The organism is Pseudoflavitalea rhizosphaerae, from assembly GCF_003991355.1.
Classification (GTDB): domain Bacteria; phylum Bacteroidota; class Bacteroidia; order Chitinophagales; family Chitinophagaceae; genus Pseudobacter; species Pseudobacter rhizosphaerae.
The window spans coordinates 14,808-28,006 of sequence record NZ_RCSU01000008.1; the positions used below are offsets into that span (position 1 = coordinate 14,808).

Genomic DNA, 13,199 nt, shown 5'->3' on the forward strand with positions numbered 1-13,199 from the left:
TTAGTATGTAGTGTCATTTGATCTCCTATTACCTCCAGTGTCATAAGTTCTACTGGGAACAAAAGGCTTCACAGTTGGTTCTCTATCCTTATTATCTTTAAGCGTAGGATCTCCTTTCTGACCTCCCAGTATCGGCCCTACATTTTTCCAATAAAAGCTGTTTTTGTCAAAATTGTTAATTGACATGCCAAACGAAGGGCTACCATATCTCCCTAGCTCTTTGCTATAATAATCAACAACTATTTTTTCATCGAAAGCATTCAGATTTTTATCTGCTATTCTAGGATACCTGTATGTAAATCTCCGACCAAAGGCATTTTCCTCAAACATTGCACCTCGTTCATAAACAGCATCATCTCCTTCTGTAATTCCATTCTTAAATGTACCCCAGTGCGCAGATTCATGCATAATTAAGAGTGAGACCACAAACATTTGTTTTCCTGTTTCTAAGTCATTACTTGTTTTAAATGCAGTTTCCAATTTATCTAACCAAGAGTGAGAAACTGATAAATTATCTACATAGTCATATGGTGAAAATTCAGCTTCGGTTCCTGTTGGTTCGAAAAACCGAGATAATCCAGTCATTCCATTAAATTCATTTTGTTCTCTAGTTGGGGTTATCCATGGTCCTTCCCCATAAGTGACCATTTGATTAAATGCTTTTTCCCCTTCCGCATAATCTTTATATCCAGTAGTTTGAATCCATGCTTTTTTTATCTGAGGATTATCCTTTAAAAGAGGTAAGTAATCCTGAAGTATTCGAGCTAAAGTTGGATATCTCTTTACGAAATACGGAGATATTTTAAAATACCCATTAAAATCAGTCAAGGCAATAGGAGAATTTCCTGCAAAAGAATAATTACTTTCTCCTGCATATCCAGAAGCTAAAGGATCGACACTTAGGAAACGCCCTATTCTTGGGTCATGGATACGCCCTCCAAAATCAATTTGATTCCCTTCTCCTCCTTTCACTTCATTATCATTCTCCTTTCCATTAAACCGGTACCTATAAGAACTTGAGCTAAATTTCCTACCCGGCATCAACATCCCAAACGGATAATAATCACTTGCACTTAGCACTTCTGCTACGCCAGTTCCTATATTCTTATCACTTACCACTGCAAGCACATTCCCCAGGTGGTTACTGATCTCAAGGCTTTTCTTTCCAACCTGGTTCCATACCGAAGTGCCGGTAGTGTTGCTTATATCGATAGCAGGATTCCATACGCCAATCCTTGAACTTCCAAACAAATGCTGTTCTAACCAATAATTCCCAGTCTGATCATTATGTTTATTGCTATAAACCGCAATTGTATTTCCTTGTGCATCTTTTGCATACCATGTATCTGTTGTCTGTCCGTTTTTCAATACTGATTTGCGGACGCGATTCCCGGCTGCATCGTACTGGTAACTGATCTCTACTCCATCATGCTTCGTAATTCCTGCAATCTTTCCATAAACATTCCACCTTACCTGAATTTCAGACTCCTGTACTCCATTGATTACTTTACGGTCACGGATCAGGTTACCGATCTTATCATATTCATAGTTGTTCTCTCCATCAAGGTCTTCAGTCTGATTCAGCGCTTCTGTGTAATTATCCTTGTTGACATTGTCGGTTACCTGCAATAATTGGTTGGTGCCTGGTTTATAAAGATAAGTCAGATTATCCATCTGCAGTGACATACCTGGAAGGTTCGCTCCATTTCGGAAATAGGTCTTGATATTGCCATTGCCATCGTAGGTGACGTCTTCCCCATAGGCATTGTCTGTGCCTATATTCCAAGTGGAAGGGGATGAAATACCGCTTAGATTATCAACTCGTAAACTCTTTATTCTATTCAACTGATCATAGCGATATGAATAACCTTTAAAATCTGCGTTTCCAAATTTCCGGATAGCAGTCGTCATCCTTGCGATATTCCCATTGTATAAGGCATTGCCTGTTCCCGCAACAACATCATTGCTCATCCCTATTTCAAAAGCCCCTGAAGAAATACCACCCAATGGTTTGAAGTCTCCGCCAAAGTAATGCAGAGAGAAGGCAACTTCATCCCGATTAAAGGAAGCATTAATACCCGGCGCTCCATCTCTTCCAATATCTCTGTTCTGAACAACAGGATCTGTGGAATTGTCTAATGTCTGAGAGTTCAGCCCTTTCAGCCACCCCTGAAGTGTATATGCATAATCGAGCCCCTGCACATTTTCTCCTAATGCAGTTCTCGCAAGAGGACCATGGAGGTAGTACCTGTAATGAGCATCTTTTTTACCGTTGGTTAGGACTCCATCAGCCCAATTAGTGCCAGACCATGCTTCGGTTACTCTGTTCTCAGCATCGTATTTATATTGATAGTAGAAACGGTCGTTGGCATTTTGCTGATATTTCACCAGGTTAACCTTTCCGCTGATCAAATCATAATCATATTCGAATTGTTTTAGTCCAGGACCTTCTTTGTGTTTACCGCGGCTGTACACGGTTTTCTGTTAAACAACTTGATGAATCTATCCGGAATTTTAACGTTTCCTACGATTTGGATGTCAAACGGAGTTTCTGTTGTTCCAAATAACAAAGGGTACCCCAAACAAATTCGGGATACCCTCTTTTGTCTGGAGGTTGCTTACTCACCCGGACATACCAGAAATCCGTTATCTATATTTCCATCAACATAATTCTGATTGATCTTGTCTGCTGTTTCCAGTACCTGTTTGGCTGTATAACTGCCGCAGCCGCCTAATGCTTTATTGGCTTCAGCGAGGAAATCATTCACTGTCCAGCCTGCAAAGGCGCCACTGCCGATCTCCATTTGACCAAGTGTAATACCTGCATTGCCGAAATCAGCATCATACACATCAAATCCTGTTGCAAGCGTCAATGCCACAAGGTGTCCAACCAGCACATTCTTGATCTCTGCCGGATCAGTGTAATTCATCATAAGAGCAGCAGCTTGTCCGCCTGTGGGTAACAGATCTGTGATTGCCTGAGCACTGGTTAAATGGACATTGAATTGCGGCGTACAACCAACGGTGAGACCATTGGGAAATGCTGCAGCGAAATTGGCATGGAGGTAAGTACCTGAGTTGTTGCCATTGGGCGGTGCGCCCCATCCTCCGGGTGTTTGCGTACGGAGCTGGCCACAATCTTCGGGTGGGCATTCCTGTTGGCAATATTTGAATGCCGTCTGCCATTGTGCGCTCCCGATTACAGAACCGTCGTACGGATAGGCGAATGCGCAGCCCAGTGTGCCGTGGTCACCCAGCAGGGAAACCTGCACACTCATCCAGATGCAGCCATCGGCCTGGAAGTTTGAATTGTCGATCCGGATGGTATCGTATGTTTTGGTAACCGGCGCATAGGTCTTTTGCCGGTCGAAGAGCGAAGGCCCATCGCAGGGCAGCCAGTTCATATTGGCTGAAAGCTGATCGATCACATGTTGTTCGGATCCATAAGAGACTGTGATCTTACTGAGATACATACCCGCTAATTCACTGTTGACCTTTACAGTGATGTGCGCATCATCATTGCTGATGATGATGGAGCCCCAGTCTATGGTGCCGCCCATGTCCATCAGATCTTTTTCCATGGGTGTTCCGCAGGGGATGCTTGCTTGTAAAATGCTGTTGGCTGTAGTTCCATTCTCAGCGAGTGTGCTTTGCTGGTCCTCGCTGGCTTCTTTCTGACAGGCAAAAAGGACGGAAACCATTATGGCTAGAAAGCCATAGGGAAGTAAACGCTTTCTCATATTGGCAATTTATAGGTGAAAGAATAATTAGCCTGAGAAAGGAGTATTGGTTATAGGTAACCGGTTAAACAGATAGGAAGTTGAGATTTGATAAAGTGAATGTAGTAAATATCTTGATAAGTAGGTAGCGATCGGAAAAATATATTAGATTTTATTGATATTCAGGTTTTCTGGTCAATATGCCAGGTACAAACTAAAGGAAAATATCCATATATGGTTTCCACAAATCAAAAATCGCCCGTTGCAACAACGGGCAATCTTGCTATTATTCGATTTTATCTTCTTAATCGTTCAGTTTCAGCACCGCTAAAAACGCTTCCTGCGGAACTTCCACGTTTCCGATCTGTCTCATTCTCTTTTTACCTTCTTTCTGTTTTTCCAGCAGTTTACGTTTACGGCTGATATCACCACCATAACATTTGGCGGTTACATCCTTACGTAATGCGGAGATGGTTTCCCGGGCCACGATCTTGGCGCCGATAGCGGCCTGGATCGCGATCTGGAACTGGTGACGGGTGAGCAACTCTTTCAGCTTTTCGCAGAGCTTACGGCCGAAGTCTTCCGCGCGGCCACGGTGGATCAGTGCACTGAGGGCATCTACTTTGTCGCCGTTCAGGAGGATATCCATCTTCACGATATCACTTTCCCGGTGACCGATCGGATGGTAATCGAAGCTCGCATAACCGCGGGTCTGGCTTTTCAGCTTATCATAGAAGTCGAACACGATCTCGGTCATGGGCATCTCGAAGATCAGCTCCACGCGGGTTTGCGTGAGATAGCTCTGGTTGATGAGGATACCACGTTTACCCAAACAAAGGGTCATGATATTACCGATGTATTCAGGCTTGGTGATGATCTGTGCCTTGATGAAAGGTTCTTCCACGCGATCGAGCTGTGTGGGCTCGGGCATTTCGGTGGGGTTATTGATGATGATCTTTTGTCCGCGAGTGGTGTAACCGATGAAACCTACGTTGGGAACGGTGGTGATCACGGTCTGGTTGAATTCGCGTTCCAGTCTTTCCTGGATGATCTCCATGTGCAGCATTCCGAGGAATCCGCAGCGGAAACCGAAACCGAGGGCCTGTGAAGTTTCAAGTTCGTATGTTAGCGAAGCATCGTTGAGCTGGAGTTTGTCCATGCAATCGCGAAGCTCTTCAAAATCGTCTGTTTCTACCGGGAAGATACCAGCGAAAACCATTGGTTTTACTTCTTCGAAACCTTTGATGGCTTCGGCATTGGTGTTGTTGGCGAGTGTGAGGGTATCGCCCACTTTCACCTCTTTGGCATTCTTGATACCGGTGATGATATAGCCTACATCTCCAGCGCGTACTTCTTTGCGGGGGCTGAGGCTGAGTTTGAGTACGCCAACTTCATCTGCTTCGTAAGTGGTTTCCGTGGAGATGAATTTTACCTTGTCTCCTTTTTTCAATACGCCGTTCAGGATACGATAGTAAACGATGATACCGCGGAATGAGTTGAAAACGGAATCGAAGATGAGGGCCTGGAGTGGCGCTTCAGGATCGCCTTTGGGAGCCGGGATCTTCTCTACGATGGCTGCGAGGATACCATCGATACCGATCCCTGCACGGCCGGAGGCCAGGAGGATCTCTTCGGGTTTGCAACCGATCAGTTCGATGATCTGGTCCTGCACTTCCTCGATCATGGCGCCGTCCATATCGATCTTATTGATCACGGGAATGATCTCGAGGTCGTTATCGATGGCGAGATAGAGGTTGGAGATGGTTTGTGCCTGGATGCCCTGGGTGGCGTCTACCAGCAACAGGGCGCCTTCGCAGGCGGCCAGGGCGCGGCTCACTTCATAGCTGAAGTCGACGTGACCGGGAGTATCGATCAGGTTGAGAATATATTCCTGTCCGTCAGTATGTTTATAACTGATCTGGATGGCTTTGCTTTTGATGGTAATGCCCTTTTCTCTTTCGAGATCCATATCGTCCAGTACCTGGTCCATCATTTCCCTTTCGGAAATGGTATTGGTGGCTTGTAATAAACGGTCAGCCAGGGTACTTTTGCCGTGGTCGATATGCGCGATGATGCAGAAATTTCTGATATTCTTCATTGTTTCCTTATGCCTTCATTTTCAGGAGCAGCCGCGGCTGCTGTCAGTTTAGCGAGGGCGGACGCAAAGGTAACTGATTTTGGCGGTTTTTCCCGGAGCTACCCGGGGCAAAAAACAAGGGCTTCCGGATAGGGGTATTCCCTGAAAAAGCTGTTTTAGGGGTATTATGAAGAGGAAAATGGAAAATGATAAACCCGCCTTTGGTGCGGTAAGTGCAGTGATTATCACCTACAATGAGGAGACCAATATCAGGAGAACGCTGCAAAAGCTTCACTGGTGCGATGAGATCGTTATTGTTGACAGTTATAGTACCGACAATACCGTTGCCATTTGCCGGGAGTTCAACTGCACCATCTTTTTCAAGGAATTTGAGGGATATGGCGACCAGAAACGTTTCGCCGTGAGTAAGGCCAGTCATCACTGGGTGCTCTGTATCGATGCTGACGAAGTGCTGAGTGATGAGCTGGTGGATGAGATCATGCATATTTCGCCGGCCGATGCGGCGGCCTGCAATGGATTCAGTTTCCGCATGAACCTAGTGTTCCTTGGCAAGGAATTCAAACATGGAAAAGAAAGCGGCCGCTATTTTACGCGACTCTTCAATAAGCAAAAAGGCGGATTCACCAGTGATAAAGTGCATGAGGCCATTCGTGTGGACGGAACAGTGAGAAAATTGAACCATACTATCTTTCATTACAGTTACAGCAGCCTTCATCAATGTCTTGAAAAGAACAACCGCTACTCCACCTATTCGGCGGAAATGGCCTTCAGTAAGGGAAAAGACAAATCCATGCTGGTGATCCTGCTGGGGCTGCCATTCAATTTCTTCAAATATTATTTCCTGGAAAGAAATTTCCTGAATGGTACGAAAGGCTTTTACTGGAGCGTATTCAGCAGCTATTATCATTTTTCGAAACATGTAAAACTGAAAGAACTGCGTCAGGCCTGCCGCCGGCACGCAACGATTTCATCCACTACCTTGTCCAAAGCCTGATATGATGTACTGGTATATTCTGATGGTAGCCATACTGGGATTGGTTACTTTTCTTTTTATTAAGGTTAGTCGCCCTGCAGAGCCCTGTCTTCGCGTGCTCATGTATCATAAGGTTTCCGGGAACGGCGAAAAGGATTTCCTTACCGTTACTGCTGACCAGCTCAGCATGCAATGGAAATATTTAAAGAGCGAAGGCTACTCTCCCATCCTGTTCAGTGATCTCGTACAATTTGTTCAGCATGGAAAAGCATTGCCGCCAAGACCTGTACTCCTTACTTTCGACGATGGGTACAAGAACAATTACGAAGTGATGTACCCGATATTGCAGCACCTGGGCATGAAAGCGAATATCTTCCTGGTGCCGGGTTTCCTGAAACAACAGATGCATTCTTCCGATGGTATTTACCTTGACCTGGCTGAGATCAGGATCATGAAATCTTCACTGGTGGAATATGGATTGCATTCGTATGCGCATCAGAGTTATAAAACATTGTCACCTGAAGCCTTGCTGGAAGATATCCGGAAGACTGAAGAGTGGCTCTGTGCACAGGGGATCCCGGTTCAGCCCTGTTTAGCTTTTCCCTATGGCGCTTATCCTAAAAAGAACCCGGTGAAGCATAAGCGCTTTATGGAGAGTTTGGAAAAAAGCGGAATGGTGCTCGCATTCAGGATCGGGAACCGGTTGAATGCAATGCCATTGAAAAAGCCTTTGCTGGTGCAAAGGCTTGATATTAGAGGTGATGATAGTTTTGAGGATTTTGTGAGATTGGTGAAAAAGGGGAAAGCGATGTTTTGATAAGTTTTATTTCACCCGCAGCAATTTTGCATTGATCGCCACCACAATGGTACTAACGCTCATCAACACTGCTCCCATTGCCGGGCTCAGCATGAATTTCGGATAGAGTATACCGGCAGCTAAAGGAATGGCAATGATATTATATCCTGCAGCCCAAACCAGGTTCTGCACCATCTTCCTGTACGTGGCTTTGCCGAAACTGATCAATTGCACTACATCTGCCGGATCACTGTCCACCAGGATAATATCGGCAGTTTCAGCCGCTACATCGGTACCGGAGCCTACGGCTATTCCAACATCCGCCTGGGCCAGTGCAGGCGCATCATTCACGCCATCGCCGGTCATGGCAACTACATATCCCTGTTGTTGGAATGCTTTCACTTTTTCCTGTTTTTCATGTGGCAGTACATTGGCGATGAAGCCATCCATTTTCAGTTTTTGAGAAACCGATGCAGCTACTTTCTCATTGTCGCCGGTGAGCAGGTAGGTTTTGATTCCCATTTGCTGTAATTCGACGATGGCTTTGGGGGCGCTTTCGCGGATGCTGTCGGCCAGTGTGATGATGCCCGCAGGTTCACCATCGATCAAAACATAAGTGATGGTTTCTGTAGACTGATCGATAGAATCAGGAACAACAGGTGTGGAAAGATGATGATTGCTGAAGTAATTCGGACCTGCCGCTACAATTTTCTTCCCCTTCACTACCCCGCTCACGCCCATGCCCTGCATGTATTCAAAATTGGTGCTGGGCCATAATTCGAGATTCCTCTCATTCAGTTTCCTGATGATTCCCCGGGCAATATGGTGTTCGGAATTTTGCTGCACTGCTGCTGCATACTGTAATAATTCCTTATCACTGATCCCTGATTGCAGCGGAATGACTTGCTGTACTTCATGCGAGCCTTTGGTAAGTGTTCCTGTTTTATCGAAAATGATCAGGTTCAGGAGGCGGGCATTCTCAAAGGCTGTCCGGTTGCGGATCAGTAGCCCATGTGTTGCGGACAAAGTAGTTGAAATGGCCACTACAAGTGGAATAGCCACTCCCAGTGCATGCGGACAACTGGTGACCATTACCGTTACCATACGCTCAAGTGCAAACGATAATTCTTTGCCGGCAAAGAGCCAAACAATAAAAGTGATCAATCCAACACTGATGGAAATGATCGTCAGCCATTTCGCCACTTTTCCCGCCAGGTTCTGCGTACGTGATTTGGCGCCCTGTGCGGACTTCACCATACCGATCACCTTGTTGAGATAGCTGTTACTACCTGTACCGGTTACCCGAACCTGCAATACGCCGTCCCCATTGATACTTCCTCCGATCAGTTTTCCATTTTTCTCTTTTTTTACGGGAACGCTTTCGCCGGTGAGCATGCTTTCATTAACGTAAGAGGAACCATCCATCACCAGTCCGTCTGCGGGGATCTTTTCACCGGGTTTAACTGTAATGATATCTTCATGTTTCAATTGTTCCAGCGGAATATCTTTTTCCCCTTGCGCGGTTTTGAGGTGAACAACGGATGGCAGTAATTTTACCAGTGATTCCAGGGCATTGCTGGCGGCCATCTGCGATCTCATTTCCAGCCAGTGCCCCAGCAGCATGATCACGATCAGTGTGGCGAGTTCCCAGAAGAAATCCATTCCAGGTAACCCAAATACAACGGCGGTACTGTAGAGATAAGCTGTGGTGATAGCAACGGCAACCAAAGTCATCATTCCCGGATTGCGGTGCTTCAGCTCATTCACGAGGCCGGTAAGAAAGGGCCAGCCTCCATACAAGAAGATTGCGGTGCCCAGGGCAAAAAGCGCATATCGGTCACCGGGAAATGAAATTTCGAAACCGGCCCAGTGCTGGATCATTTTGGAAAGCAGCAATAATGGAATTGTAAGAATGAGACTGATCCAGAAACGTTGCAGGAAATTGGCAGTATGATGACCTGCATGTTCATCATAGCCGCCGGATCCTGTATCCATGTCATGCATCTGATGATGTGTATGCTCCCGGACCGCATGCGCTTGCTGTGCATTGGATTGCGCATGATCATGACCGTGCTGATCGTGTTCATTGGACGGTTGTTCCGATTTCTTGCGTTGGTCTCTCCCGTCGTGATGATGGTGTTCCATAAGCAAAGATTGACTGAAATAAAAGTAGTCAATGCCTTAGAAGAACCCTTTCATAATTCTGGATAAAATTTAAGTGAAATTCATTCCGGGATTGTTGTGTTTGCAAAAGCCGGATCATGCTTTAAAAAAACCTGATCAGGAATATTGTTCGATAACGGATATCAGCGAAGTTTTATCTATCATTCCCGGATGACGCCAGAGCACTTTTCCATTTTTGAAAAGTATAAAAGTGGGCACAGCCTGCACCTGGTATTCCCTGGGCGCCGCTGTGTTCTTATCGATATTCACGCGCACTATGCGCGCCCTGCCTTTCACAGCGCCGGCCACATCTTTGATCACGGGGTCCATTGCTTTGCAGGGACCACACCAGTCGGCATAGAAATCAACCAGCACGGGTGTTTCGGACTGTATCAGTTCATTGAAGGTTTCCATAATTACAATTTAGTGCACAGTTCTGGTCAGTATCTGGATCTTCAGTTTGGCGGCGAGCGGACTGCTCACTTCCATATTGAGGATCACCAGGTGGAATCCGAGATCAGATACCAGCCAGTCGCGGCGCAAATTACCCCCTGAACTGATAAAGATCATGCGGAAATGATTGCTGAGCGGCATTCCGGCAGCGGAGCAGGTTTCCATGGCTTTGTGCAGGGCCTGTTCCAGCGCTTCTTCATCGAACAATTCCTCCCCGATGAGGGAGCTGGTGTAATGGGTAAGATGACTGGTAATGATCCTGTCTGCCACCGCATCCATTACTGAATCATAATCATCGTGCGTGAAGAAGTGCGGAATGATGCTACGTGTAAATGTATTGCTTTCCATCTGACTGAGTTTAGTTCAACAATGCCGTGGTTATGATCGGATCAGGCAAAAGTTCTGGACTGATTGAAACTGTCCTGCAATTGCCTGAATAATTCTTTTTGTTGTTCGGTCAGGTTTTCGGGGATATTCACCTGGATCTCCAGCAGCAGGTCGCCGTGCTGATCCGGATGGCCATACACAGGCATTCCCTTGCCTTTGATGCGCAACAGTTTTCCATTCTGGGTGCCGGGTGGAATAGTGATATTGATCTTGCCGGTGAGTGTACTCACCTCCTGTTTACCTCCGAGCACCGCTGTAAAAAGATCCGACTGCAATGGATGAACGAGGTTATCTCCTTCCCTTCTGAACTGCGCATGTGGCAACACATGAATAGTGATATAAAGATCGCCTGCCGGGCCTCCGTTCACACCAGGTGCGCCTTTGCCACCCAGCTTGATCACCAGTCCATCGTAGGTGCCAGGTTTGAGCTTGATGCGAAGTTTCTGTTCATTCAGTTGCAGTAAGCGCGTTGTTCCGTGAAATGCTTCTTCGAGCGTGATGGTGGTTTCAGACTGGTAATCCCCTCCTTTCGATTTCCTGCTTCTTCTGCGGCCACTGCCACCAAAACCTCCGCCACCGAAAAAGGATTCGAAGATATCGTTGGGATCGCCTTCGAAATGGAAGCCTCCGCCTCCGGGATCATTACTGTAGTATTGGTGCTGTCCGCCACCTCCGGGTGGTGGCCCCTGTTCATTCATGCGGTTCCAGTTCTCGCCGAACTGATCGTATTTCTTTCTCTTATCCGGATCAGATAAAACTTCATAGGCTTCATTGATCTCTTTGAATTTGTTCTCTGCTTCTTTGTTGTTGGGGTTTTTGTCGGGATGATATTTTACTGCCAGTTTGCGATACGCTTTCTTGATATCGGCTTCTGATGCATCCCTGCCAATCCCCAGTATGGCATAAAAATCTCTGGCCATCTTGCCTGGTATTTTATGAGAGAATAGAACTCCGGGTAGTGTCTACAGAAAGGTTTGAATAAGGGATTCCGGGTTGGTAATTCAATATACAAAAAATACCGGCATATTCCAAAGAACATGCCGGTAAGCAGTATGATGAATTCATTACATTTTAATGGACATCACTTTGTCGCTTTTGCGACTGGCTTCAGCCATGAAGCCCATGATATGGCTTTCGATACTGTCGTCGATAGTGCTGGTGAGCACATTGGGGTTCTGCTGGGCTACAGCCTGCACAAAGTCGCGAGCGAGGCCCCAGTCGCCGCCGCCATGACCGCTGTTCTTGTAATCATCCACGTCTTCGGCCTTGGGCACCAGTTTTGTTACTTTGCCGGTGCGGAAGTCTGTCACCAGCAATTCTTCCATATCGCCCACCATATCTCCCATGGACCCCATGATGCGTGTTCTTCTGCCGTGATAGGAAGTGAAAGCCTCCATGCTGAAACTGGCGGTCACATTATCGGCGAAGCGGATATTGGTGATATAGTGATCTGGCTGGTCATTGTCCATCCGGTATACGCAACGGCCGTAATTGGTGGTCTTCAGTTGCTCCATGATGAATTCCGGGTGTTTGCTTTTGTCATCCGGAAGATCGAATACATACAGCCTTTGGCGTTTCTCGTAGTAGTTCCTGATGGCAGAATACGGGCATGTTTTTTCTACTGCGCAACCATCCGTACAACGTGCTGTGCTTCCCGCCGGCGCATTTTCTTTACGGAACCATTTGAGGTCACCCATGGCGGAGATCTGCTTACCAGGTTTGTTGATCACCCATTTGATGATATCGAGATCGTGACAGGATTTGGCCAGTAGTATCGGCGTGGTGGCTTTTGAGTTATGCCAGTTGCCGCGCACATAAGAATGCGCCATATGTGTATGTTCGATGGGCTCGAAATGCTGAACGCTGATGATCTCGCCGATGGCGCCTGCCTGCAGCAGTTCTTTCATCTTCACAAAGTATGGCGCATAACGAAGCACGTGACAAACAGCTACTATCCGGCCTGTTTTTTTTGCGAGGGCCAGGATATCGCGGCATTCTTTCTCTGTGGGAGCGATGGGCTTTTCGAGCAGGATATCATAACCCATCTGCAATGCTTTCATACAGGGGCCATAGTGCAGGTTATCAGGTGTGGTGATGATGATGGCATCTGCAAACTTTGGCCGCTTGAAAACATCTTCCCATGTATTGAAGCGATTGGCATCGGGGATCTTGTGTTTGGCGGCATAGCGCTCATTGCGGAGGGGAATGGGCTCGGCCACACCAATGATGTCCAGCTGATCAGGGTACTTCAATCCGAAATTGCCATACACGTTGCCGCGGCTGCCTGCGCCGAGTGTGATGGCGGTAACGGGTTTATCTAATTTCTTATGAAGCGGATTGGGAGGAAGCGTGTATGCGTAGGTGTTATTACCGAGGTCGGCGAGTGCGTCTTTGCCTAATACTACGGCGCCAACGCCGATACCTAATGATTTGATCAGATTTCTCCTGTTCATGGGTATGAGTTGTAATGTGGAATTACAACAATAATAGTATAAAAATCGAAAAAACGAAAGGAGAAATGAAAGGCATCGAAAATAAGTGGAAGAATGAAATAATGGAATTGCGTTCCAACTGCCACGCCGGGCGAACCCGGCATGGCAGAGAAACGCG

10 protein-coding genes are annotated in these 13,199 nt (G+C 46.6%); 2 read left to right on the forward strand and 8 right to left on the reverse strand.

Features of this window, described 5'->3' with window-relative positions; translation table 11 throughout:
- The 3 genes from D9Y29_RS14725 to lepA all read right to left on the reverse strand — a co-directional run bounded on the left by D9Y29_RS14725 (position 1) and on the right by lepA (position 5,817).
- Positions 1–2,475 (reverse strand): RHS repeat domain-containing protein, encoded by a 2,475-nt coding sequence (locus D9Y29_RS14725; RefSeq protein WP_127129472.1) that lies wholly within the window; start codon positions 2,473–2,475, stop codon positions 1–3.
- Positions 2,476–2,618: 143 nt separating this feature from the next.
- The gene (locus D9Y29_RS14730) at positions 2,619–3,740 is read right to left on the reverse strand and encodes a hypothetical protein (protein ID WP_127129474.1); all 1,122 of its coding nucleotides are present in this window, start codon (positions 3,738–3,740) and stop codon (positions 2,619–2,621) included.
- A gap of 283 nt (positions 3,741–4,023) precedes the next feature.
- Entirely contained in the window at positions 4,024–5,817 is a 1,794-nt protein-coding gene (lepA, locus tag D9Y29_RS14735) for a translation elongation factor 4 (protein WP_127129476.1), read from the reverse strand.
- 166 nt (positions 5,818–5,983) lie between these two features.
- Between lepA and D9Y29_RS14740 the strand changes: the two genes are divergently transcribed.
- Complete coding sequence (locus D9Y29_RS14740) at positions 5,984–6,811, forward strand: glycosyltransferase family 2 protein (protein ID WP_127129478.1); 828 nt, start codon at positions 5,984–5,986, stop codon at positions 6,809–6,811.
- Positions 6,812–6,815: 4 nt separating this feature from the next.
- Entirely contained in the window at positions 6,816–7,607 is a 792-nt protein-coding gene (locus tag D9Y29_RS14745; protein ID WP_164735414.1) for a polysaccharide deacetylase family protein, read from the forward strand.
- A gap of 6 nt (positions 7,608–7,613) precedes the next feature.
- Here D9Y29_RS14745 and D9Y29_RS14750 read toward each other — a convergent pair whose 3' ends face one another.
- From D9Y29_RS14750 to D9Y29_RS14770, 5 genes are all read right to left on the reverse strand, one after another.
- Entirely contained in the window at positions 7,614–9,731 is a 2,118-nt protein-coding gene (locus tag D9Y29_RS14750) for a copper-translocating P-type ATPase (RefSeq protein WP_127129482.1), read from the reverse strand.
- Between the two features lie 135 nt (positions 9,732–9,866).
- Positions 9,867–10,163, reverse strand: a complete 297-nt coding sequence (gene trxA, locus D9Y29_RS14755; RefSeq protein WP_127129484.1) for a thioredoxin — start codon at positions 10,161–10,163, stop codon at positions 9,867–9,869.
- A 9-nt stretch (positions 10,164–10,172) separates the two neighbouring features.
- Positions 10,173–10,550, reverse strand: a complete 378-nt coding sequence (locus D9Y29_RS14760; RefSeq protein ID WP_127129486.1) for a hypothetical protein — start codon at positions 10,548–10,550, stop codon at positions 10,173–10,175.
- 41 nt (positions 10,551–10,591) lie between these two features.
- Positions 10,592–11,509, reverse strand: a complete 918-nt coding sequence (locus D9Y29_RS14765) for a DnaJ C-terminal domain-containing protein (protein WP_127129488.1) — start codon at positions 11,507–11,509, stop codon at positions 10,592–10,594.
- Between the two features lie 144 nt (positions 11,510–11,653).
- On the reverse strand, positions 11,654–13,042 hold the full coding sequence (locus tag D9Y29_RS14770; RefSeq protein WP_127129490.1) for a Gfo/Idh/MocA family protein: 1,389 nt from the start codon (positions 13,040–13,042) through the stop codon (positions 11,654–11,656).
- Between the last annotated feature and the right edge of the window lie 157 nt (positions 13,043–13,199).